The organism is Candidatus Deianiraea vastatrix, from assembly GCF_007993655.1.
Taxonomy (GTDB): domain Bacteria; phylum Pseudomonadota; class Alphaproteobacteria; order Rickettsiales; family Deianiraeaceae; genus Deianiraea; species Deianiraea vastatrix.
On the sequence record NZ_CP029077.1, the window covers coordinates 346,474 to 371,307 of the forward strand.

Annotated in this window: 25 protein-coding genes and 1 tRNA gene; 19 read left to right on the forward strand and 7 right to left on the reverse strand. The window is 30.0% G+C overall.

All coding sequences use genetic code 11. The features are described 5' to 3' along the window. Position 1 precedes the first annotated feature (1 nt). On the reverse strand, positions 2 to 946 hold the full coding sequence (locus deia_RS01515; protein ID WP_146820411.1) for an LPP20 family lipoprotein: 945 nt from the start codon (positions 944 to 946) through the stop codon (positions 2 to 4). Between the two features lie 57 nt (positions 947 to 1,003). Here deia_RS01515 and deia_RS01520 point away from each other — a divergent pair, with 57 nt between their 5' ends. Beyond that, on the forward strand, positions 1,004 to 1,834 hold the full coding sequence (locus deia_RS01520) for a TrbG/VirB9 family P-type conjugative transfer protein (RefSeq protein ID WP_146820412.1): 831 nt from the start codon (positions 1,004 to 1,006) through the stop codon (positions 1,832 to 1,834). Here the strand turns inward: deia_RS01520 and deia_RS01525 are convergent. Then, positions 1,820 to 2,221: an HK97 family phage prohead protease gene (locus deia_RS01525; RefSeq protein ID WP_146820413.1), complete on the reverse strand. Its 402-nt coding sequence runs from the start codon at positions 2,219 to 2,221 to the stop codon at positions 1,820 to 1,822. The genes deia_RS01520 and deia_RS01525 overlap by 15 nt on opposite strands. A 108-nt stretch (positions 2,222 to 2,329) precedes the next feature. On the opposite strand from deia_RS01525, the gene deia_RS01530 reads away from it, so the two are divergent. The 4 genes from deia_RS01530 (at position 2,330) to deia_RS01545 (ending at position 6,155) form a co-directional block, all read left to right on the forward strand. Next, positions 2,330 to 2,707, forward strand: coding sequence for a TrbC/VirB2 family protein (locus tag deia_RS01530; RefSeq protein ID WP_146820414.1), 378 nt, complete (start codon positions 2,330 to 2,332; stop codon positions 2,705 to 2,707). Between the two features lie 17 nt (positions 2,708 to 2,724). Beyond that, positions 2,725 to 3,051, forward strand: coding sequence for a hypothetical protein (locus tag deia_RS01535; protein WP_146820415.1), 327 nt, complete (start codon positions 2,725 to 2,727; stop codon positions 3,049 to 3,051). 50 nt (positions 3,052 to 3,101) lie between these two features. Beyond that, entirely contained in the window at positions 3,102 to 3,386 is a 285-nt protein-coding gene (locus deia_RS01540) for a hypothetical protein (protein ID WP_146820416.1), read from the forward strand. Positions 3,387 to 3,719: 333 nt separating this feature from the next. Next, complete coding sequence (locus deia_RS01545) at positions 3,720 to 6,155, forward strand: hypothetical protein (RefSeq protein WP_146820417.1); 2,436 nt, start codon at positions 3,720 to 3,722, stop codon at positions 6,153 to 6,155. Between the two features lie 151 nt (positions 6,156 to 6,306). Here the strand turns inward: deia_RS01545 and deia_RS01550 are convergent, their stop codons facing one another. The 4 genes from deia_RS01550 to deia_RS01565 all read right to left on the reverse strand — a co-directional run bounded on the left by deia_RS01550 (position 6,307) and on the right by deia_RS01565 (position 10,591). After that, positions 6,307 to 7,569 (reverse strand): mechanosensitive ion channel domain-containing protein, encoded by a 1,263-nt coding sequence (locus tag deia_RS01550; protein WP_146820418.1) that lies wholly within the window; start codon positions 7,567 to 7,569, stop codon positions 6,307 to 6,309. 9 nt (positions 7,570 to 7,578) lie between these two features. Beyond that, complete coding sequence (locus deia_RS01555) at positions 7,579 to 8,841, reverse strand: hypothetical protein (RefSeq protein ID WP_146820419.1); 1,263 nt, start codon at positions 8,839 to 8,841, stop codon at positions 7,579 to 7,581. Positions 8,842 to 8,925: 84 nt separating this feature from the next. Continuing rightward, on the reverse strand, positions 8,926 to 9,783 hold the full coding sequence (gene lpxC, locus deia_RS01560) for a UDP-3-O-acyl-N-acetylglucosamine deacetylase (RefSeq protein ID WP_146820420.1): 858 nt from the start codon (positions 9,781 to 9,783) through the stop codon (positions 8,926 to 8,928). A gap of 55 nt (positions 9,784 to 9,838) precedes the next feature. After that, positions 9,839 to 10,591 carry a hypothetical protein gene (locus deia_RS01565; protein ID WP_146820421.1) on the reverse strand — a complete coding sequence of 251 codons (753 nt, stop codon included), beginning with the start codon at positions 10,589 to 10,591 and terminating at the stop codon, positions 9,839 to 9,841. Positions 10,592 to 10,864: 273 nt separating this feature from the next. Here deia_RS01565 and bioA point away from each other — a divergent pair, with 273 nt between their 5' ends. From bioA to deia_RS01590, 5 genes are all read left to right on the forward strand, one after another. Next, entirely contained in the window at positions 10,865 to 12,142 is a 1,278-nt protein-coding gene (bioA, locus tag deia_RS01570) for an adenosylmethionine--8-amino-7-oxononanoate transaminase (protein WP_146820422.1), read from the forward strand. Positions 12,143 to 12,217: 75 nt separating this feature from the next. After that, positions 12,218 to 12,697, forward strand: coding sequence for an NADH-quinone oxidoreductase subunit NuoI (nuoI, locus tag deia_RS01575; protein WP_187694792.1), 480 nt, complete (start codon positions 12,218 to 12,220; stop codon positions 12,695 to 12,697). A 142-nt stretch (positions 12,698 to 12,839) separates the two neighbouring features. After that, positions 12,840 to 13,862, forward strand: coding sequence for a hypothetical protein (locus deia_RS01580; protein ID WP_146820424.1), 1,023 nt, complete (start codon positions 12,840 to 12,842; stop codon positions 13,860 to 13,862). After that, positions 13,855 to 14,829 (forward strand): porphobilinogen synthase, encoded by a 975-nt coding sequence (gene hemB / locus deia_RS01585; RefSeq protein ID WP_146820425.1) that lies wholly within the window; start codon positions 13,855 to 13,857, stop codon positions 14,827 to 14,829. The genes deia_RS01580 and hemB overlap by 8 nt, the downstream gene beginning before the upstream one ends. Positions 14,830 to 14,922: 93 nt before the next feature. Further along, positions 14,923 to 14,999, forward strand: a tRNA-Met gene (locus deia_RS01590). Between the two features lie 27 nt (positions 15,000 to 15,026). Here deia_RS01590 and deia_RS01595 read toward each other — a convergent pair. Next, positions 15,027 to 17,303: a hypothetical protein gene (locus deia_RS01595; protein WP_146820426.1), complete on the reverse strand. Its 2,277-nt coding sequence runs from the start codon at positions 17,301 to 17,303 to the stop codon at positions 15,027 to 15,029. Positions 17,304 to 17,411: 108 nt separating this feature from the next. Between deia_RS01595 and queF the strand changes: the two genes are divergently transcribed. The 9 genes from queF to rplK all read left to right on the forward strand — a co-directional run bounded on the left by queF (position 17,412) and on the right by rplK (position 24,831). Next, positions 17,412 to 17,867 (forward strand): preQ(1) synthase, encoded by a 456-nt coding sequence (queF, locus tag deia_RS01600; protein ID WP_146820427.1) that lies wholly within the window; start codon positions 17,412 to 17,414, stop codon positions 17,865 to 17,867. Positions 17,868 to 17,948: 81 nt separating this feature from the next. Next, a complete protein-coding gene (gene pgsA, locus deia_RS01605; RefSeq protein WP_161982789.1) occupies positions 17,949 to 18,497 on the forward strand; it encodes a CDP-diacylglycerol--glycerol-3-phosphate 3-phosphatidyltransferase in 549 nt (182 codons plus the stop codon). After that, positions 18,487 to 18,972: a transcription elongation factor GreA gene (gene greA, locus deia_RS01610; protein WP_146820429.1), complete on the forward strand. Its 486-nt coding sequence runs from the start codon at positions 18,487 to 18,489 to the stop codon at positions 18,970 to 18,972. Before pgsA ends, greA begins: the two co-directional genes overlap by 11 nt. Before the next feature lie 4 nt (positions 18,973 to 18,976). Continuing rightward, positions 18,977 to 19,669 carry a class I SAM-dependent methyltransferase gene (locus tag deia_RS01615; RefSeq protein WP_161982790.1) on the forward strand — a complete coding sequence of 231 codons (693 nt, stop codon included), beginning with the start codon at positions 18,977 to 18,979 and terminating at the stop codon, positions 19,667 to 19,669. 89 nt (positions 19,670 to 19,758) lie between these two features. Beyond that, positions 19,759 to 20,856, forward strand: coding sequence for a DNA replication/repair protein RecF (recF, locus tag deia_RS01620; RefSeq protein WP_146820431.1), 1,098 nt, complete (start codon positions 19,759 to 19,761; stop codon positions 20,854 to 20,856). Between the two features lie 123 nt (positions 20,857 to 20,979). Then, complete coding sequence (gene tyrS / locus deia_RS01625) at positions 20,980 to 22,182, forward strand: tyrosine--tRNA ligase (RefSeq protein ID WP_146820432.1); 1,203 nt, start codon at positions 20,980 to 20,982, stop codon at positions 22,180 to 22,182. Positions 22,183 to 22,229: 47 nt separating this feature from the next. Continuing rightward, complete coding sequence (locus deia_RS01630; RefSeq protein ID WP_146820433.1) at positions 22,230 to 23,468, forward strand: citrate/2-methylcitrate synthase; 1,239 nt, start codon at positions 22,230 to 22,232, stop codon at positions 23,466 to 23,468. A gap of 46 nt (positions 23,469 to 23,514) precedes the next feature. After that, positions 23,515 to 24,306, forward strand: a complete 792-nt coding sequence (locus deia_RS01635; protein ID WP_146820434.1) for a sigma-70 family RNA polymerase sigma factor — start codon at positions 23,515 to 23,517, stop codon at positions 24,304 to 24,306. A 96-nt stretch (positions 24,307 to 24,402) separates the two neighbouring features. After that, complete coding sequence (rplK, locus tag deia_RS01640; RefSeq protein WP_146820435.1) at positions 24,403 to 24,831, forward strand: 50S ribosomal protein L11; 429 nt, start codon at positions 24,403 to 24,405, stop codon at positions 24,829 to 24,831. The last annotated feature ends 3 nt before the right edge of the window (positions 24,832 to 24,834 follow it).

A 24,834-nucleotide genomic window follows, 5' to 3' on the forward strand; every position in this document is an offset into this window, starting at 1 on the left:
ACTATATTCCTAAAAATTTCATTATACCTTTTGAGTCTATCTGAGATTGCATTTTTGATATAGCCATCTTTTTTGCCATGTCAAGATTTGCAACTGAAGAGCCAGAAGATTCTATTGAATTTGTCAAAATTGTTACACCATTTGAGTCAATTAGTGATATATTTAATACTAATTTTACAAAGTGTGTATTCATTGAAAAGTCTGTGATCCATTTTTCATTTACTTTTATTGAACCTTGGCTTGATTTTTCATCCGAAGCGCCAATTCCCGCTTTATTTAAGCCGTATTGTATTAAAGATTTAATGTCATCATTTTGCGATGAGACGGAAATTTTAAGACTTGAATTAATGGATGCGAAAGAATCTTTCAATTTTTTGATTTCATCCATTTGAGGTTTTGAGTTGTAATTTGGATTTACTGCTTCCAGTATTCTAACTTTTGCTTCAATGTCGGTTGAAATATTTAAAGCCTTGGACAAATTATTTCTTTTTTCAAGATTGCTATTTCCAAGATTTGATACAGTTTTCATTTCTTCATTTAGTTTATTAATTTCTTTTTCGTATGAATTTTGCATTTTATCTACATCAACGCCAATTAATGTTATTATGCTACTATGGGATGTTTTTTCGCTTTTTAAAACTGTGTAATCGGTAAATGATATTTTTTCCACTACTGATGTAATCTTTTGTGATACAGACGATGAAAAACCTGAAGAATCTTGATCCATGGCTGATTCAAGTTTTGAGCCCACGGATACACGCAATCTCGATGCCGCATCTGACAATGCTGCATATTTTGCCTCTTCTGGGTCACTACCTTCTCCTGTTCCGTATAGATATTTCTCGTCATTTTTTGGTGGATTTAAGTACCAAGATGGATATTTAAGTGATTTACTACAAGATGATAATATTAAAATAAAGAAAATACTTGAAAATAATTTTGTCATACTTTTAATAGTCAGTTAGACATTGTGTAATAAAAAATAATTTTATAGTCAAGTAAAATGTTAAGATACTTATTTTTTATATTATTTTCTTTATATATTATCAATGCAAAAGCCGCTTCAACGGAAACGAATTTACCAATTCCAATAGATAATAGAATGAGAACTTTAATATATAGTCCAAATGAAGTTTTTCGTTTAAAATTTAAGGTTGGATATCAATCGCATATTGTTTTTCCCAAGGATGAATCGCCGGTTTTACAGTCTTTTGGAGACTCAAGGGGCTGGTCTATAAAAATGGTTGGCAATTCTATGTTTATAAAGCCTATGGATCCAGGTTTACAAACTAATATGATAATTGAGACAAATAAAGACAGGGTTTATTATTTTGAAATACTTTCAACATTTAATGAGGATAGTGCTGATGATGATTTTGCATATCGTATTAATTTTTATTATCCAGATTTATTGGTTGATGTTCCTGTAATTAGTAAAAATAAGGGAACTATAAATGGAAATCTTGCTATGATGAATTCAACCAAAAGACAAGGAATTGAAACAATGGGAATTAACTTTAGATATTCATTTGCTGGCGTTGGAAAGGACATAAGGCCGCTGAAAGTTTTTGATGACGGGCATACAACCTATATGTTATTTGCAGATAATAACGCAAGAATTCCAATGATTTACAGTGTGTCAAAAGCTGGAAAAGAAGATTTACTGCAATACAGAATACAAGATGGATATGTTGCAATTGATACAACGGAATATCAGTTTTCACTTCGTCTTGGAAATCAGCTGGTTTGTATATTTAATGATAAATATATTAGTCCAATATCTATAAAAAAACAAGATAAAGTGGAAGTTGTTTCCAAGTCAGCCGCTAAGTAGTGAAATTTTTGCTAAAGGATTTGCTCCAAAGCTAACTATGCTAACTTCTATAAGATCTATTTTAGTTAAATATCTTGTGTTGGTTTCATTGTCAATATAGGCAGAGTTAATTTGATATCCTATACTAAGTGACAAGACCCCTTTTTTAATTTTATTGCAAATAAATTTATTATTGGTGTTATTTTCGTCAATAAAACATTTTACATAAAGTCCATAATTATCTTGATATAAAGACATTATATTGCCAATTTGTTTATTTTGTCTGTGTTGCCATAGTAATGGAATATTTTTGATATTCTTGATAACGCCATTAAACGCACCTTGAAGAACGACATCATTTTGAGAATCTTTAATTTCAAAAACACTCGCATATCCATAAAAAATCATATATAAAGAAAATTTTTGATATACAGAGATAGGAAAAAAATTTATGGAAGCATATATTGACTTTTAAATATATATAAATATAATGTTTTGTGTTGGTAATAATTGGTTATGAGAAATTTTGTAAAAATATTAATTACAGCCTCAGTATTTTACTTTCTTATACCAAGTGATGCGTTTGCTGTTACAATTCCTGAAATAATGTGTAGTATTTTAACAATTTTGCTTGGTCGTATATTTCGTGCATGTTGTGTAATAATTATTATGGGAATTGGATGGACATGTTTTAATGGCTCTATTTCTTGGCAAAAAGCTGTAACAATAATAGCCTGCCTTGGGGTAATTGCAAATCCAAAAACTGCTGTTATTATTTTGTTATTTTACTCAACAGTTACTGGTGTTTCGGGTACCATTGGGGATGTGACATTTTATGCAGACAGAGTTTATACAGTTGAAGAGGTTTTATCTAGAGTTTGTCCATCGCTTTGATTTTGTTTTCTTGATATATGTTGAGTAATTTTTTCAATAGTAAAAAATATTTTAACAAAAAGTCATATTTGAATATTATATTTATAATAGTATTTTTTAATTTATATCTTTTATATCATACATATGTTAATCAAAATATAGACACATATAATAAGGCGTTGCAAGAGTATTATGGAATGCTTGAAGTGTATGAAAAAAATAATGAAATTATTCAAGAAAGTGGAAAATTATTGGAAGTTATTATTTCACCAAGTATGGAGAAAAAATCAGATGCTATAGATGAATTTATTAAAAAAAATTATAATTATAAAAAAAATACTGAAAATGTTATAATTATAAATTGACTTTTAAAAAAATATGTATTTCAAGTAGTAAACATTTTGTAATTTTAACTATGCCAAATACAAAGACTGCTGAGAAAAATCTTAGAAAAAACAAGAGAAATGCCGTTGTTAATAAGTCAAACAACACGGCTATTAAAAATCTTAAGAAAGACATTGTGGCAAAAGTTGCAAATATTGCAAAACCTGGTGTTAATGTTAATGATGTTGTTTTTGCAATCAAGTCTTCACTTGGTAAGCTTCATAGCAAATCAAGAAAAAACACATTTGACAAATTGCGTGCATCAAACTTCGAAAGAAAAATAGTGCTAAAAATAAAAAACGCTACACATCAATAATATTTGTCATCTATTTTAGATTACAATGCATGGTTGTGCAATACCTCCTATCTCTATCTATATACGTATTTTATTTATAAGAATATTATATAATTATAGAGCTTGTTGCATCACAATTTCATCATTTCCATGCACGGAAAAATAGTTATTTTTTCAATACCATTATTAAAAGTGAATTTATTGTTCATTTTTTGCATTCAAGAATATAGTTTATTTCTTCATCGATATTTTTTTTGTCATAAGATTTATTTTTTTTATTAACATTAAATATATTGCTTTTTATTTTTTGAACATTTAGCTTTCTAACAGCTTGTTATTTTTAAACAAATTTTTGTGCTATTTATTTGCAAATATTTAACATTTTGCCTATTGCTATTTGCGATATTTTGCAATAAAGCAAGATCTGACGATCTAGCCCAGAATGCTGAAAATGGTACACAGTTAGCGGCCGATCAGGCGGATGGGGGGTTTGTTTATGATGATGGAAGTGACAAAAATCAATCAAAACCAGCAAAGTCTGCAACTGAAAATCGTTTTGTAAATTCTCAAGATGAATTAAGTTATATTGATTCCGATCCGTATTCTGATTTTCAACAGTTGAAAAGCAAATCTTCCGCTTATTTACCTAAAAAATATCGTCCAAATCCAAGATATGGTGTATTTGGCCATGGAAAATTGTATGTTAAAGATCCAACAACTGCCAATGTATTACTATCCTTTGCTAAATATAATGTTAAATCATCTGAATTTAACTTAACACCTTCAGATGAACTTAAAATTAGAACAAATGATACAAGTTATGCACCAACTGGAGTAAGTAATAATGCAGGATCTGCAAGTGGAACGAGTATTGGGCTTAAGTATATTGATCACCTGTATTTTTTTGGACCAACTTCCCTTGATTATGGTGCATATATAGACTACGATTCAGCAACTTCTAATGTTGATAGATATTCCAAAGATGTAGGTGGAGCATCAACTATAACAAAGTTTACATATAGTGGGCCACATCTTTCTGCTGGTGCTCATCTTGGTATTACTTTATTTGACAGGATTTCAATTTACGGCTTTGCTGGGCCTGCAATATCTAGGATGCAGACTTTTGGGGCAAGTGGGTATGATAAAAAACAACTTTCTTTATCAGTTGTCTATCCATCTTATGTTAAAGATAGCACGCTCTCAAAAACAAAAGTAGTATTTAAAAATCCACAAATAGATGCAGATTTTAATCAAGATGGCGTTGTATCAAGCCAGGAAAAAGATTTTTTAAACAATGTTTTTCAAGGATACATTAGTGGAAAATTTACAGACAATAAAATAATGAATAACTATTACAATACAAATGAAATTTCATCAAGTGGAATTTTATTAAATGAATACTATAACATATATGGTATAAGTAATTTTAAAAGATTAGGTCTAGAAATACCGGCATCAAGCATTTACAATGTCAATGTAAAAGCTGCACAAGACTTCTCTCCATATTTTATAAACAATGGGTCAGTAATAAATTTCAATACTAATGGATCATTTTTAAGCATGTCTGGGCAAAATTATGCGACTAATGCAACTGATGCAAATAAAACAGATATTAACCTAATCAATACAAATGTTGGTGAGAATGTTGCAAAGACGTTAAATGAAGTTTTAAACAATTATATAGATTTAAGAATGGAGTATGAAAAAAATCCATCCTCGCTTATTAGTGAGACTTTAATTAAGAATATAGAAACATTCTTTACGCATTATGGTGGTAGCGCTGACATGAGTATTATTTCAGGTAATTTTTCAAATTTGAGATTTAAACTTGAATACACAGATGATAGTGGCGAAAAGCACAATTTAATGACAAAATTAAATTTATCTGATGATTATATATATGGCAGTAAATTGACAGATATTATGACACTTGTTAGAAATATATTTAATGGCTACAATCTTGAGTTATATGATAACATAGATGGTTATTTCACATCAATTACATTAAATGGTGATAAAAATAGTACCAATGATGATTTATCGCACCCTATTTTTTATCTGATTGGTGGCGGATATACTCCAGGAACTCAATTAACAGCACATGCTCTTTATTACCTTGATATGTCGAGTTACAAACCAATTACAAATGATAGTGGGAAATATTTAATTGCTCCAGTGTCTTTTATGACAACAAATTTTACAGGTCCTGGTTCAAATGATAGCTATAAAGGAGTTCTTGGTGGAAGTATACTTCTTCAGGGTTTGTCTGATAAATCATCGGAAATTGCTGATTCTGATAGAATATCATATAATTTTATTACATCAAGTATTTTCAACAGTGAAAAAACATTATCTTTTGCACTGGGTTACAACGCAGAAACAGAATTGAAAAATAAAATAGATGTAAAAACTGCCGATGTAGAATCATTTCAAGTTTTTACATCAAGCAATGCAAATGTTGTTGTCTCCTACGACATCCTCTCCTACCTCGCAAAACAACAAACCCAGTACTCCCTAACAGCCCAAAATAACTACATGGAACTCTCATCCCGCAATCTCGTTGGCGTAAAATATGGCATGGGAGCAATGCTAAACCTTGGAAACTACTTCTCAATCGGCGTAGAATACGCAAATTACAGCTACAACTACAAAGACAGCCCGTCCTACATATACGATTTTGCCGCATTAAATGGCTCATCTGTGGCAGTTGACGTGTACAAAGGCCTGAGTTTTGACAACAGCATCAACATGAAAACGTCCAAGGTTATGCTGATGGTTAATTTGTTTTAGATGGGGGTTTTGGGTACATTTCGCTACAATAGATATACTAATAGTTGTATTTCAGATGCAAAAAGGCCTCAGTTTTGACAATGTGTCATGCCCTCAAGTCAGCCAATCGGTGTGATTTATCTGCATAATACAGCCAAATTCTGCATGATTTTTAGTTGTGTTTGCAGATGCGGTTTTGGTGGAGTTTGATGTTGTTTGCGGCAAGTTTTTCAAGGGCAAGTTTTAGAAAATTATGCCTTGCGAGCGCCGAATTTGGGACAAAATCATCTATCCAAAAAGATGCTTTTATTACAATTCCATTTGTGGAAACATCGGATATGAGGGGTTTGTTTATCATATTTTCAAGGACTGTATTACTTTCAAATATTGCTAACTGTATTTGCTCGATTGCAATTACTACATCACTTTCTATGTCTATGTAAAAATAGCATTCTATCTTTCCATATTTATTTTTTGAATGATTTGTAATATTTGCAGACATTACTTTTTCTGCAGGTATCGTTATATGTTGACCAGATGAGCCTTTAATGGTAAGGTATTTTGTTGAAATGCTTTCAACAATTCCCGATGTTGATTCTATATCTACCAAATCTCCTATTTGCATGTTTTGATCTATTATAATCATTACACCACTTGTCATTCTGGTGAAAAATTTTTGCAAGCCAAGTCCAAGCCCTACGCCAAGTGCTCCAGTAAATATTGAAAATATTTTCATATCAATATTAAGAGACTTCATTACAAAAAGAAAAAGAATGAATACTGTAACTATTTTTGATATTTTGTGAGCTAAAAATTGAAGATTTTTGTCCGATATTAATACATCAATTTTATCTGAGGAGATTTTTTCCAACTCCTTGTATATAAAAAATGCACATATTATTGACATAATAAAATGTATTAGGGTTTTTGCTGAAATATTTAGGAAAATTTTAAGATTTGCAAAAAAATCTGTATTAAATGGAGATGTGTCGGAGTCAATAATGATAAAAACGATTAAAAGATTAAAAATTAGTATATATTTAATGGAATTTTTTGATAAAATTGCAGTAATTCTTGCAATTAAAGACGCAAATACAAATTGTGCTGTAAATATTATTAAATTGCATTGAATTTGAAAATATTTTAGTAAAAATGAAGATAAAGAAAGACTGATTATAAGTAAAATTTCTTTATACATACTGGCTATATTTTTGTATAGTGGATTTTTGTATCTGGCATCACTATCTTTGTATTTAATAGCTTTTGCCACTATACTCTTTCCAAAAACAATAATTGCAACAATAAGAAATGATATTACAATTAATATAACTTGACATATTGTATTGTAATTTTCAGCTAAAAAAGCATAAAGCCATTTAAACTTATTATAATACTGAGAAAAAAATTCAGATTTTAGTATATTTAGGAAAATCATATCTTTAGATTATTTACTTCGCTTAGTTGAAATTTTGTCGCTATCTCTGCCTAAAAGTAATTTATTTACATGTTTTCCATATTTATAATATTTATAATATTGTATTCCGTTATTCTCTGTATCTACTTCGTATTGTAATATATTGTTGTAGCATTTCTTTAATAATTCTTTAATTTCCTTTGCAAGATTTTTATTTTTCGTATCTTGATCACTCATATTGCTTTTTGGTATTTTACTTTCATACGTATCCAATGTATCATGTAATTCTTCATAAAGTTTGTGTATGTTGAGCATGTCATTATTAGCCTCATTTAATGTAGTTGGAAATTGATCTTTGTTTTGTGATATGCAGTTATTAATGTCTTTTAATGCTGAAGCTGATGCTGAATGTAGTAAATCTACTTTTTTAAATAATGCTAATAGGTTTATATTTAGAGCAATATTTTTTGGTACAAATTGTGAATCAATATGATCGCAAATTTTTATAAATTCTTTAATTCCTAAAAGCTCTATAAACTCTTTTATATCACTAGATGCAGACCCTGGTATTGTATTTTGTGAAAAATTACTTTTATTACTAATGTAATAAACAAAAGCATTGTATAGTATATCTTTATTTACAAATGAAGATAAATCCGGCATTTCAGGTGATACATAGTCATCAATTTTTCCAGTTTCAATTAATTTTACACCAAATGCACTTAAAGACAATGCTAATATGCTTTTATTAATGAAATTTAAAATTGAGTCGAGTAATCTTTCAAGAATGGATCCTGCATATCTAACTTCGCTATTTTTGATACCTTCTATAGCATCTCTTGCGTCTTTTAAAATGGCATTAAAAGCTTCATAATCTATATCGCTTTTTTCATTTTTTTTCACACTTGCTAGCTCTTTTTCAAGAGATTTTAATGTTTTTTTAAAAATTCCAATTGATGTAATTGATATTTCAGATCCATGTTCATTTAATACAAGTTTTATTTTATTTATAGTGTGTTTTAAGATATTTTGATAAGACATTTTATCCTTTGCATCTTCAAAATCTCTGCTTATATTATGATCAAGATTCTTGTCTACTAGGTAATCATAGTCTTTAAAATCTCTTTCTTTTATTGTTGATTTTATTAAAGATTTTGTAATATCATTTATCGTCATACCCTCTGATACAATATCTCGTTTTGCACTTGAAATACCTTTAAATTTTTTAAGATCTTCTGTAAGTCTTTGATAATATGGGTTGTATGGCAATGTATCGTAATATTGATTATCCATATAAAAATAAATATATCGCGAGTATATGTTGTAAAAAATAAAAATCAAGTATTTTTTAATACGTGGTAATTTTAATAATATTTGTTAAAGAATCACAAAATTTGCCTCATCTGAAAAGATTTTACGCATAAGTTTGTTATTTAATTCATGCCCTGAATTATTACCTGTAAAATGACCAAGAATAAAGTAGTCGCAAAGGGCAATATCGCCGATTAAATCCATAATTTTATGACGAACGCATTCGTCTTGGTAATTTGCGCCATTTTTGTTTAAGACTTTATTTCCGTCTAAAACTAAAGCGTTGTCAAGGCTTCCACCAGCGGCAAGACCTTTGGATTTTAAGGTTTCAACCTCGCTTATTTGGCAGTATGTTCGTGCAAGGGATATGTCGTTTATGAAGCTGTGACGGGAAAATTCAAATGTATGTGAGCCTGCACAAATTCCACCAAATTCGCTTTTTAAGTTAAAACTTGCGATAAAATCGCTGCATGGTGCAACTTTAACTAATCTGCCATCATCGTATGCAATTTCGACTTCTTTTATGATTTTTGCAGTTTTTCGTATTTTTTCCTGTTTTTTTATTCCAATTGCCTCGATTAAAAAAGTAAAACCTTGTGCGCATCCATCTAAAATTGGCATTTCCTCTGCGTCAATTTCAATTATTAAGTTCGAAATTTTCATAGCCCAAATTGCAGCCATTAAATGCTCGACTGTGTTTACGCAAACCCCGTATTCGTTTTGAAGTTTTGTGCTATAAAAAACCTCGGAAACATTTGCAAAATTTGCTTTTATTTCGTTATTTTTATTAGTTATATCTTTTCTGCGTATTGTAATTCCAGAGTCAATTTCTGCAGGCAATAAGCTTACATTTGCAATTTTTCCACTGTGAAGACCGACGCCTGAAAATCGTATTTCTTTTTGTACTGTTCTCTGATTAAACATAATTATATGAGCCTAGAGCGACTTATGGCAATTTTAATTATTGTCAAGTATTTTTTCATTGTTTAAAAAATTGCGAAGATCCATGAGATGAGTTGCTTCTGTTTCGTTGATTATACTCACCATTTTGCCCTTCTATTTTCATTTGTTGATATGGATTTCGCGGCGATCCTTGGTTTTGAGTTTGCCTTACAATTGGACTTATACTGCGAAATTGTGGTAAGGTTTGTTTTTGATTAAGATTGTCTTTAAGCTGCTTATTTTCTTCTTCAAGGCGACTAATTTCTTGTATATTTTCGTCTATACATTTTATATATAATGCCTCTTGCTTGAGCATAGTTTCATATTCTTGATTTCTCCTTTGTAGTTCTTGATTCTGGCTTTGTAGTTCGTCAACATACTTTTTTAAATCTTGATATTGATGTTTTAGCTCCATATATTCTGTATCTTGCTCAGTTATACCTTGTGATTGCTGGGCAAAAAATTGTTCAATAATACTGTTTTCACGGGTATTGTTTGCATCTTGCTGATTTTCTAGATTATGATAATCGTCGACAAGTTGGTTATAATCTATGATTAGCTGATCACATTTTTTTTTGGTTTTATCGAGTTCTTTTGTTAGATCTTCTATTTGTATATTATGCTGCTTGTCATTAAATTTTGTAAGATTATTGTATTTCTTTTCAAGATCTACATATGCTTTTTCAAGAATGTTATATGATTTGCTGCGTTCATTATTTTGTTCTTTTAGACTATTTATTTGTTCGTTAATTTCTTTACTATCCAAACCACATGCTGTACATTTTCCCATAAATAATCTTAAAACCGAATTTATTTTAAGACAATTTTTATAAAAAGCAAGGATTTTTTTTTATTATGATAATTTAATCTTCCATCGTTTGAAATTCACGAATTAGATTTGTATTTAAAACAATTTCTTGCAATTTTTCTATATCACAAATGTTAAAAGATGTATTAATTTCATAGATTGTAAAAGATTGGTTTATTTTATGTCTAATTATGGTTAAAAAATGCTTGACTATAATGGTTTAAATTTATTAAATTAGAGGCATTTTCAGGTTTTATGAGTAAAATTTGGTATCCATTTTCACAAGAAGCCATTAAAAGTGATAAAATTAAAATCGTGAAGGCGAAAAACGAGATGTTTTTTGATGATAAGGGGAATTCTTATATTGACCTAATTTCTTCGTGGTGGACGAGTATTCATGGGCATTGTAACGATGAAATTTGCGATATTATTGCAAGCCAGTCAAGGAATTTAGATCATGTAATTTTTAGCGATTTTACGCATGAAATGGCGGAAAAACTTGTGATGCAGATTGATAAAATGACAAAATCAATATTTGCAAAGATGTTTTTTTCCGATAATGGCTCAACTTCTGTGGAAGTTGCAGTAAAAATAGCCCATCAATACTGGAAAAATTGCGGTATTAATAGTAAAAATATCGTTATTTCCTTTAAAAATGGCTATCATGGCGACACTCTGCTTGCTATGTCTGCCGGAAAAATGTCTGGATATTTCGATAATTTCGTAGATTTAATGCCAAGTTTTGAGTTTTTAGACTACCCGTCAACATATATTGGCGATGAAAATTTTGCACAAAAAGAGGAAAATGTTTTAAACAATTTAATGGAAATAATTGAAAAAAACCCCGATAAAATCTCATCTTTAATCATAGAGCCACTTGTTCAAGGGGCTGGCGGAATGAATATGTGCAGGGCTGATTTTTTGGAAAAAATTGTCAAAATATGCAATGAAAACAAAATAATTGTAATATTTGACGAGGTAATGACTGGATTTTACAGAACTGGCGAGTATTTCGCACACACAAATCTCTTGAAAACCCCAGATATTATCTGCCTTTCCAAGGGTATAACTGGTGGATTTTTTCCACTTGGAATGACATGCGTCAAATCATGGATTTACGATGCTTTTTACTCAAGCGAAGTTGACAAATCCTTTCTACATGGGCATTCTTACACGGCAAATCCAATTATTTGCGCAGCAGCTGCAAAATCTTGTGAAATTTTACAAAGGGGCGAGATTGCTGAAAAAATCTTAAAGATATCACGCATATACGATAAAATATTGGCAGATTTTCCAAGTGATATTTGCGAAAAACCACGAATTTGCGGAACAATTTTTGCATTTGACATAAAATGCGAAGGCGGCTATGGCTCACAAATATCGCGACAAATTAAAGAAAGCGCTATAAAATCTGGTTTAAACATTCGCCCACTTGGAAAAACAATATATTTTATGCCGCCTTATTGCATTGATCTTTCGAATTTACAATCTTATATTATGAAAATTTTATCTTTAATTCAAAATATTATTTGATATTAGTATTTTTTGATAGACAAAAAACTTGACTTTTGCGAAGTGGTTATTATTATGTCTCAATGTTTTAGCTTTATGTTTATTTTTTTGCGTAAAATATTGTTAGTTGATGTCCTTATTGGACTTCTTTACGCGCTAAAATTTATGTTTAGAAAAAAGGTTACTATAGCGTATCCATTTCAAAAAAGTAATATTTCGGCAAGATTTAGGGGTGAGCACGCACTTCGTAGATATCCAAATGGCGAGGAAAGATGTATAGCTTGCAAATTATGTGAGGCAATATGTCCAGCAAAGGCAATTACAATCGAGGCTCTTGAACGTGAAGATGGCATTCGTAAAACAACAAAATACGATATAGATATGACAAAATGTATATACTGCGGGCTTTGTCAAGAAGCTTGCCCAGTTGATGCCATAGTTGAAACGCCAAATTTCGATTTTGCCCGTGAGAGTCGTGAGGAATTGATGTACAATAAAGAAAAACTTCTGCAAAACGGAGACATGTGGGAAACTTTAATATCTAAAAATATAGATGAAAAAAATAGCAATAATTAATGAGAAATGTAAATATTATATAGGTTTTATTAAAAATCTATTTACTCAATATTCGAAATTCTTTTTACATGAAATAAAATTTCACAATAGAAAATCACTTGCAAAAATTTGTAGACAAATACTAATTATAATAGGATTAATTTTGATTTCTTTACAGCTTGTTGCAATGATTTACCAGCAAAAATTTGAATCATATATTAAGGGGCAAGTTGTAAAATATAATGATGAATTGCAAAAAAGTGGTTATAATCTATCTTTTTCAAATATTGAAAGTAAGTTTAAGCCATTTGGGGTAAAGATGGCAATAAAAGATCTTGTTATAAAAAAAAGTGATGATTTTTACGCAAAAACTAGGTTAATAAACGCATCTTGTAACATTTTTTCATGCATGACAGGTCTTTTAAAAATAGTTCCAGATGTATCAATTGAGTTTAAGATGGATAAAATTAGCAAAGATGTTATGCTTTTATCATTTCAATCTCCTGCAGTTTTTATTTTTAAAAATAACAGAAGTAAGACATATATTTATAGTAATATGCAAAAGTATAATATTATAAACATGACAAAAATGGAAAAAATATCTTTCGTAAAATCTAGTATTTTTACTTTTGACAAGGTAAATCACTCAGATGATGTGAAAAAATTTAAAATATTGTTTAATTTTGAATCTAACGATATTTTTAATATTGATTATTATTTTGGAAATTCAAAGACATTATTTTTTGATACAGGGTTGCTTGCGATTTCTCTTGATGTAAATGGCTATTTTGTTGACAAAAAGGTTCATACTCCAGATTTATTTAATATTAATTTTAATAAATTCAATATAAAAACATCCGAATTTAAAATAGAGACTAATGCTAATTTAAAAACAAAAGGTGGATGGAATAGTCTTGAGGTAAATGGTAATTTTGATATATATAATTTTGATAATTTTATTGATTATATTGGAACAATGGCATTAAATAATGTAGAAGTTGAAAATATTTTAATTGTAAAAAAGATTATACCTAAAATTTTAAATACGACAATTCCAGATTTAACAAATTCAAGCAGGAATAAGAATGTTAAGCTTAAAATTACATCAAATCCAGAAACAAAAGATATATATATTAATAAAAAACCGTTAAAATTGATAATTTTTGATTTAATTTCCAATGTTTAATCTTCCAAGAAACAGAATAATGCGTAAAAATGCAGCAATTAGAGACCTCGTTTCGGATGTAAATCTTTTGCCAAGTGATTTAATTTACCCGATTTTTATATGTGAAAATGATGAAAATGCTATAGAAATCCCTTTAATGAAGGGGGTTTTTCGTAGAAACGTTAAACAAGCAATAGATGATATATCGCTTGCAAAATCAATTGGGGTGCGATCTTTTATGCTTTTTCCATACATTCAAACTGAGAAAAAAGATGAAAAAGGAACTGCTGCACTTGATAAAAATAATATAATGTGTATAGCGATAGAAAAAATAAAAAACGCCCATCCAGACGCGATTTTAATCGCAGATGTAGCGCTCGATCCATATACAAATCACGGTCATGACGGCATTTTAACAAGCGATGGAAAAAATATCGACAACGATGCCACTCTTGAAATTTTGGGGATTCAGGCTTTAAATCAGGCAAAATGCGGTGCGGATTTTATATCTCCATCCGACATGATGGATTGCAGGGTTGCAAAAATAAGGAATACTCTTGATGAAAATGATTTAAAATACACAGGAATTATATCATATTCGGCAAAATTTGCCTCAAAACTTTACTGCCCATTTCGAAGTGCTGTAAATTCGCAAATAAAATCAGGACCAAGTGACAAGCTTAGCTATCAAATTGACCCAAGATGTAAAAAAAGCCCGATAAAATCTATTATTGACGATGAAAAACAGGGTGCTGATGCGGTTATTGTAAAGCCTGCAAGTTTATACCTTGATATTATAAAAGAAGCGTCCCAGATTATAAATCTGCCAATTTTTGCCTATCAGGTTAGCGGTGAATATTCAATGATTAAAAATTTTTCAGATGATGAAAAAATTGTAAAAGATCTTGCACTTGAATCTTTAATTTGCATAAAAAGAGCCGGTGCAAACGCCATAATTTCGTATTTTGCACTTGATTTATTTAGATAATTTTCATCCTATACGTCTCTGACATCTTATAAAGATAATAATTTAATTAAATTGCTTGACTATTATTTTATTTGTGCAATGCTTAGTTATTAACGCGGGGTAGAGCAGCCCGGTAGCTCGTCAGGCTCATAATCTGAAGGTCGTTGGTTCAAATCCAGCCCCCGCAACCATTTCTACCGAATGTAATATTAAATTTTTTAGCGATGATTGTTCTGCGACAATCTTCTTTGCATTATTTTATTTTTACTTATACTTTCAAGCCAAGAATGCTCTGAGGTTTCGTCTTTAGTGCTGGTTTCCTCATTTTCTTGAAGTTGTATTATTGGCATTTGTTTTGTGCTATTTTTGTCAAAAACTTCATCAATTGATATATTTTCTAATTTATTTTGAGTATCTAATGATGCTATTTCTGAATACTCTTTTATTATATAGCGTTGAGCATGAGTTACAAAATTATAATAATTTATGACAAGCTTTTCTAATGTTTGAAGAATGTTTTCCTCGATTTTAGATGTTTTCTCTGGTGTTAGAACTGCATCGCTAAATTTATCTAGTGATTCCATTATTGCAGTTATTGCATTATAAACATTATTTTTTAATTTTGCAGAAATATATGATGGCACATTGTATGTAAAAGAATACATTATATCTGTTAGGGTTCTGTTATTTGAGAGTGGTTTGTTGTCATTTAGTATGTCATAAATGTATTTATATATTGTTTTTTCTGTATCTTGGCACTCGTTTTCTGTATTTTTAAAGTTGCATATTTTGAAAAAAATAATAATAAAAAGTTGTATTGTAAAATATTGATTTTCCTTGTCTTTTTTTGATATATTTGCCAATATTTGATTTATTTTATTCCTTCTCTCTTCGCTTGCTGTGTTAATATTGTTGTTTACTAGGGAGGTATTCTGTATTATTGTAATAACCTCATTTATTATATTTAAAAACTTTTTACACTCTTTGTCAATTTGAAAACTTTTTAGGTCATTAATGATATATAAATCATGTTTACTTTTGTATACCATAGTATCGTTGTCTGTATTATTTTTGTAAAGCAGTGATTTAACTAAATGTTGATATATAGTTTTTAGTAATGGGTATGGAGCATTTTGTATTAATGAATTTATATTATTTTTTGTCATTGCATCTATATCCTTAAAAATCAATTGTCTTAACTCGTTAAGATGTTGATTTATTTTTGGTGCAATAGTTTCATCAATTATTCTTTCTATTGATTGTTTGTCGATATCACTGTTTTGAATAATAAAGCTTTGGATGATTAAATCTATATTATGATTTGCTGTGTTGGTATTTTTATTTTCAATTATTTTGCTCAATATTCCATTTTTTATTGTGAGTGTTTTTATCTTAAAAGACTTATCTTGAATGTATTTTAAAGTTTGTAATATGTATCGTTTGATGCTTTTTAGTCTTTTACATAAATCATAATCCATGGCGCTATTTGAGATGCACTGGTCAATTTCATTTATACCATTATTGATTATATTACCCCATTCTTCTATAAATTTATGATTTTTAACAACTACGGATCCATCTTTATAAGATTTGTTTATATTTAATAGTTTTGTATTTATTGAATTTAATATATTTTTGACAATTTCATTTTTTTCCGTGTTACACAGTATTTTTATATTTAATGATAGATTTTGCGCTTCATTATTTTGTGAAAAATGTAAATTATATATTTCATCTTGAATTTCCGTAATATTGCTGCTATCTAGCATTAGAGAGTCTGATTTATTGAATTCTTCGAGTAATTCTTCTTTTATATTTTGTATTTGCTCTAATTTATTGTATTGCTCTTGTTGTATTTTTTGTTTTATAATGAAATATTCTGTATCAATAAGGTTTATAATATCTTGTTTAATTTTCTTTATTATTCCTGAATATTTATTTCTATTTTCTGGACTCATTGTATTAAAATGTGTAGTTATAATATTATCGACTTTTTGCAATAAAGAATCTTCTTTATTTGATATGTAATGATCTACAATAACTTTTATTAAATTTGCCTTTATATCGTTAATGAATTGTGATTTATAGTGAAATAGTTGTTTTTTTGTGTTTTCTAATTCATTGTTTTGTATTATGTATTTTATTAATGCTGACCTGTCCAATGTTGGAAGATTTTCAATAATTGCTTCAGTGTTATATGGTATTGGACTTTGTTCTGGAAGTTGAATTTTTGATGATTGAATTGCTGATGAGGTTTTAAGATCTGGCTTTTTATTTAATACTTGATGAGTTCTATTGTTATTATACATTATTTGACTTTGTATTGTTTGTTTTTCTGGAATTTTTTGTACTAATTGCCTGTATTTATGTTGTAGGATCTGACTTTGCGTTATTGTTAATGCTGGCATTTCTTTGTTTTGTGTTTGGTCTTGATTTTTATTGGTGTGCCATCCATGAGATGTTGTAATTTTTAGATTTTTGTTACTATTATTCATATAAATATTAAAAATACTATCAACTGTAACAATAATTATTAACAATGCAAGAAAAAAAACTTGAATTATAAAAAAAAGATAACAGTGTTTTTTGATTTTAGTAAAAATATGTCTATCGGTAATTATGATAATTTAACGCAACTCGGGTCAAAGGTTTTGGCAGAGAGTGATCCAAAGCTGTCTCAACTGGAGGTTGTGCAAAATCCGCATAAAAATATTAATTATGTTGCAAGGTTTTCAACTCGTGAATTTACATCACTATGCCCAATAACTGGCCAGCCTGACTACGCTGTAATTGTTATAGATTATGTACCAGATGAGTATATCGTTGAAAGTAAATCTTTAAAATTATTTCTTCAATCTTTTCGCAATCATGGAGATTTTCATGAGGCATGTACTATATATATAGCGCAGCGTTTAATTGATATAGCAAAGCCAAAGTGGCTTAGAATATGTGCATATTGGGCGCCTCGTGGTGGTATTCCAATTGATGTATTTTATCAAACTGGCGAAGCTCCAAATGGAGTTTTTATTGAAAGTACAGATGAATTTAGAAGAAGATAGTTTAAGAAATGTAAATATATTTGTAAAAAAAACTTGCAAAATGAAAAAATGACTTTACATATCTTGAAAGATATTTTTTTGATGAAAAAAAACGATATTCCAAATTATATAACTATATCGAGATTTATTTTAATTCCGGTAATATGTTTTTGTATTATTAATCCTAGCCTTTTTTCTTTTGCATGGTTATTTTTTTCAATTGCCTGTATTAGTGATTTTTTGGATGGGTATCTTGCAAGAAAATTTAAAGCCGAGTCTGAATTTGGAAAATGTTTTGATAACATTGCAGATAAGGTGTTAAATATTTGCATCATTGCTATTTTAATATGGCATAGAAAAATATGGTTAATACCATCGCTTTTAGTGATTAGCAGAGAGGTTCTGGTTCCATCGTTTAGGGAATATGTTGCTTTAAATTCTAAACAACGCCTAAATGTTGATATGTTTGGAAAGGTGAAGACTACTTTTCAGTTTATAGCACTTTATGTATTAATAATGCCAATAAATGATATTCATGGATTTAATTTAAACTATATAGGAAATCTAATTTTTCTATTTTCGGCAATACTTTCGGTTTTAAGTTGTTTTATGTATATTTATAAATATTTAGATAGGAAAAATGGAAAATAATAAAATTCAAATAACAAAAAAAGGCTTTGATAAATTGATTGAGCAAATTTCACATCTTGCAGATGTTGAGCGTCCGGCTGTAATTAAAGCTGTATCGGATGCAAGAGCTCTTGGAGATTTAAGTGAAAATGCTGAATATAAAGCTTCTCGTGAAAAGCAGCGTATTATTGAGTCAAAATTGTCAGAGCTTCAGAAATTACATTCCATGTCCGAGATTATAGATCTTTCAAATATTGTAAATAAAGAAACTATTCGTTTTGGTGCTAGGGTGAAATTTTTAAAATGCGATACAGATGAGGAAAAAGAGGTTCAGATAGTTAGTGAATATGAGTCAGATCCGACAAATGGATTAATTTCGATCAAAACACCGGTTGCCAAAGCCATACTTGGAAAAAAGATTGGGGATGTAGCTCGTTTGAGGCTTGGGGAAAATGAAACTGAGCTTGAAATCTTGGAAATTTCGTATTCAAACTAACATCATGGATAAAACAAAGATATATAGATATATTAAATCTTTTGCGTCAAGCAGGTATAAAAAGTCAAGTAATGACGAGGAAATTTGGCAAGATTTTACATTAAATTATAAGGCAAATGAGAAAAATATTGCAGATACTTTGGCGCCTTGTGATAAAAAATTTATTATCGAAATTGGCTGTGGCTGTGGGGATTTTGCAAAAATTTTCCTTGAAAACAACGATAATTGCTTATATCTTGCCATGGATGTTTATCGTGGCGGTATAATTAATTCAATAAAAAAAGTAAAAAACATCGATATAAAGAGTAATATTGTGAAATTTCATAATGAAGATGGAAGGATTTTTATTGACAATTTGGATGAAAAAATAAAAGCAGACAGTATTTTCATCCTATTTCCAGACCCGTGGCCAAAGCGAAAACATAACGAAAGACGCATTATTAATCGTGACTATGTTTTGCATCTACTTTCGCGCATTAAAGAACATGGCAAAATCGTTATTGCAACTGATGATTTTGAGTATCAAGAGCATATTTTTGCAACGCTTTCCAGTCTTTCAGATAGTATCGAATTTTGCGCGCTAAAAGAAGATGAAATTTTGGCAAAATTCCCTTATTACAAAAGGACAAAATATCACGATAAAGCCGTAAAAGCAGGTAGATCGTCTATATTTTTTATTGCAAATTTAAAGCTTTAGGATGAGATATTGTTGATTTTTTGCCGAAATAATATTCTTGCATTTAATTATTTTAGTGAAATACTTGAAAAAGATGTGGTTTTGTCAAAATGCTTGAAACGAAAATAAAAAGCATAATTCTAAAAAATTTCCGTAATCACGACATTATTTCGCTCAAACTTGAAAAAAACTCCGATATAATAGCATTTATAGATAAAAATGGGTCTGGAAAAACAAATATTCTTGAGGCAATATCGCTGCTTTCACCGGGAAGCGGAATTCGTGGTGCAAATTTACATGATATGGTCAAAAATACAAGTGTTGATCGCAGTTTTTTGGCATCTTTTGAAGTTGCAGTTGGTGACGACATTTTACATAAAATCGAGATACTTTATCATAATGGAAAAAAGAAAATAACTCTTGGGCAAAAGCCACTTTCGGCGCAAATGGAGCTTAAAAACCTGCTTGGCATGATTTGGCTGAGCCCTGAAATTCAGGTTGAAATTGCGCTAAATCGCTCTGCCAGACGCAAGTTTTTTGATAGAATGGTCTTTAATTTTCATCAAGATCATGCAAAATTGATTTTAGACTATGAAAATCTGACTAAAGAAAGGCACAAAATTCTCAATATTAATCAGAAAATTACACAAAATTCATGGCTTGACTCAATTGAAAAGCAAATTGCCGATATTTCAATTAAAATATGCAAAAATCGCCTTGATTTCCTTGAAAACATCAATAAAAATGCAAAAATTAACGATTTAAAGCTATCTTTTGACATTTTATGTGACGCATCTTCAATAGTGATGGAGGATTTTGATATTGCAAGCACAAAAATCGCCTCAAAACTTCTTGAATTTCGCGAGAAAGACAAGCATTCCGAGCGAACAAATTTTGGCTGTCATAGGTATGATTTTGCGATTCGGTACTTAAAAAATGGGCTAAATATCGATATGTGTTCAAGTGGCGAGAAAAAATATCTCATCACATCATTTTTAATATGCGTTGCGCAAAGCATCATAGACAAAACATCGCACTGTCCTATTGTGTTAATCGATGAATTTACCTCATTTATTGATGCAGATTTCCGTCTTTTTTTGATTGCAAAACTTCGACAACTGAAATGTCAAATTTGGCTTACAGGCACAGAAATCCCCGATATTAACGAGGAAATTTCTGTATATAAAGTATCTTCTTTGATTGTGTAGCAAGTAAATATTATACTTTCCATGAAATTGTATAATATTTGGCATTTTTTCTCGTTTTAAAATAAGTTTTAAATTATTTGACAATTAATTTTTTATAATAAGAAATTTCCAAAAATACATATTATGAAATATAAATCAGATCTTTTAAATGAACTTTGCGATCGTGGTATTGTAAAAGAATTTATAAATCTCGCAAAACTTGATGAAAGGCTTGCAGGTGGAGATAAAATATGTTTATACGCTGGTTTTGACTTGACTTCTGACTCGCTTCATGCTGGTAATTTAGTGGTTTTAAAAACATTGCAAATTTTTCAAAAACATGGTCATAAAATTATCGTGATTTTTGGCGGTGCGACAACGAAAATTGGTGATCCATCCGGAAAAGATGAGACAAGGCTTATGAAAACGGTTGACGAAATACAAAAAAACAAGGAAGGCATTATAAAATCGGTTTCAAAATTTCTAAAAATTGACCAAAATGTAATTTTTCTCGACAATGACACATGGATGTCTCGTATGTCTTATATTGACTTTTTACGTGATGTTGGCTCGCATTTTAGCGTAAATAAGATGCTTTCCATGGAGTCTGTAAAATTAAGATTGGAGAGAGAATCTCATATGAGCTTTATCGAATTTAATTACATGCTTCTTCAGGCTTATGATTTTTATTATCTGTGGGATAATTTTGACTGTTGTATGCAAATTGGCGGCTCTGAGCAGTGGGGAAATATTGTAAATGGTATTGATTTAATCGGTAAAAAATCGGCAAAAAAAGGTGATATTTTTGGGATGACGATTAATTTAATTACTAGAAGTGATGGAAAAAAAATGGGCAAAAGCGAGCAGGGTTCTGTTTGGTTAAATAGCGATAAAATGTCGTCATTTGATTATTTTCAATATTTTCGCAATATTTCTGATCAAGATGTTGTGAAATTCCTTTTATTATTTACGAAATTTTCAAAAAACGAAGTAGATGAAATAGTGAAAAAAGATATAAATGAGCAGAAAAAGATCTTGGCATTTGAAGCAACTAGTGATTGCCATGGTGAAAGTGAGGCGAAAGCTGCTCTTGAAAGGGCTATTTTGGAATTTGAAAACAAAACTGCAACTCAAGAACTTATATATAAGTTAAATGGTGAGAAATCAATTGTAGATGTGCTTTTTGAATTAAATTTATTTCCATCGAAAGGTGAGTGCAGGAAGATGATTCAAGCAAATGGAGTTGTTATAAATGATGAAAAAATTGCAATAGAATATAAAGTATTGGTCGGTGATTTTGTATTAAAAATAGGTAAGAAAAAAATATTTTTACTTAAAATTACTTGACAAAAATAAAATGTCTTTTATATATTCAAAGGAGTTATTTTTAAAAAATGAAAAATATTATTAATATAGACGGTATTGATTGCCAAAAAAATGATGCTACAATTGGGGAAAGCGTGCTTGATTTGTCGCCTGTTTTGAAAAAAAACAATGCGTTTTTTTTAGACGAAGGCTTTATGTTTACAGCGTCTTGCAAGTCAAAAATAACATATCTGGACGGCGAAAAAGGCACTTTAATACACCGTGGATATAAAATTGAAGATATTATAGAAAAAAAATCATTTTTAGAAGTTACCTACTTGATTTTAAACGGAGATTTTCCATCAAATGATGAATTTGCAAAGTTTAAATCCGATCTTTTATCTGTTAAACTTGAGACGAAATTGTTAGTCAACATCGCAGATTCTCTACCAAATGGAAACCATCCAATGGCAACAATTATGACGCTTATGTCGGTTTTATCCGGGGTTCGTGCGCCAATTCGCAAAACTGAAGACAATTATAAAAAATGTCTCGATGTAATCAGGCATATGCTTTTTATTGTGTCAATTGCTAATTGTAAATTTGCGGGTAAAAAATATGAAGAAAATAACCTTGAGGCAGATTTTACTTCAGCTTTCGCCATGATGAATTTAGATGACAAACTCAGCACAAATACTGATGTTTTGACATGTCTTGACAAGGTTTTATCACTGCATATTGACCACGAACAAAACGCTTCAACCTCAACCGTTCGCATGATTGGCTCTACAAAATGCGATTTATACGGCAGTGTGACTGGTGGAATTGCGGCACTGTGGGGGCCTTTGCACGGCGGCGCAAATGAAGCTGTGCTTAAAATGCTAAATGAAATCGGCGATGAGAGTAGAATAGACGGCTTTGTAGCTGATGTTAAAAATAAAGTCGATGGCGCAAAGTTAATGGGTTTTGGGCATAGAGTCTACAAAAATTACGACCCAAGAGCCGCGGCTGTGAAAAAATATTGCGATAAATTATTTGAAAGCTTAAATATTGCCGATAATAAAATGCTAAATATTGCAAAAAAACTAGAACAAACAGCACTTTCTGATGAATATTTTATATCAAGAAAATTATTCCCAAATGTAGATTTTTACTCAGGTATTATATATAATGCAATTGGCGTAAAAACCGAGATGTTTACTGGTATGTTTGCACTTGGTAGAGTCGTTGGCTGGTGTGCGCAGTGGCTTGAAGCATCAAAAGATGAGGGAAAAATTTGGCGTCCAAGACAACTATATATAGGCGAAAATGGAAAAAATATTGCTTGATTTTAAAAAAAATGATATTATGTTTGTTTATATTTTTAATTAATTTATGACTACTTTGATTAAAGATTTAAGTGATGAAAATCAGGATATAACTAATGTTGTCAGTACCGATTTGAGAAGTGTTGATGATGCGCAGCTTGCTTTATCGAGCTATATAGCATATGTCAACTCTATTCCAATTTTAGATATACAGGAAGAATCAAGGCTTGCTATGGATTATTTTGAAAATAAAAATAAAATCGCTGCAAATATAATAATAAAAGCACATTTGCGTCTTGTTGTTAAGATTGCTTATCAATTTTCTGGCTACAAAATGTCAATAATGGAGCTTATTTCCGAAGGGAATTATGGGCTTATTAAGGCTATGGAAAAGTTTGATCCAAGACGCGGTTTTCGTTTTGCGACCTATGCAATTTGGTGGATTAGGGCAAAAATTCAGGAATATATAATGAACTCATTTTCGATGGTTAAAAATGGTGGAATTGCGGCTTATAAACGCATGTTTTTTAATCAAGGTGAGGTAAAAAAAAGTGATCAAATTTTACAATTAAACGGTCAGATTTTAAATGACGTGCCCCTTGATGATATTTCCAGTGACTATATTGCATCAAAAGATGACATTGTGCTTGATTGTGACAAGGAAATTAAGATTGACAAGATTAAAAAAATTATTAATGAAAAATTGAATTCCAGAGAAAAAGAAATAGTTTATTATAGGATTATTTCAGATAATCTACTTACCCTTGATGAAATAAGTAAAAAGTTTTCAATATCAAAGGAAAGGGTGAGGCAAATTTATGAAAATGCAATAGTAAAAATTCAGTCTGCTATTATTTAAAATTAAAATATGATAAAAAAAATAAAAAAAAAACTTGCAAATAAAAAAAAACATGTTTCTGTAGTAAAGAGTTTGACTCATTAAATATTTATATATATGTCCAAAGATAAGATTTCGATTGTAAAACTCCAGCTTCTACCTGGTAAAGCTACTCCTGCCCCGCCAGTTGGTTCAGTTCTTGGTCAAAGAGGCGTTAATATAATGGACTTTTGTAAGAAATTTAATGACATTACAAAAGATATGGGTAATTTGCGTGTTACCGTTATAATATCTATTAATCCGAAAGACAAATCCTTCACTTTAAAGGTTAATCTTCCTTCTGCATCGGATCTTATTAAGGAAGAGTGTGGAATTACAAGTGGTTCAAAAGAACCCGGAAAAAATATAGTTTACGAAATGAGCTTAGACCAAGTTAGAAAGGTTGCTCAAGTTAAAATGCAGGACATGTCTGTTATGACAGTTGATGCCGCAATGAATGTTATTGCTGGTACTGCTAGGTCAATGGGTATAAAGGTTATTAATTGATTT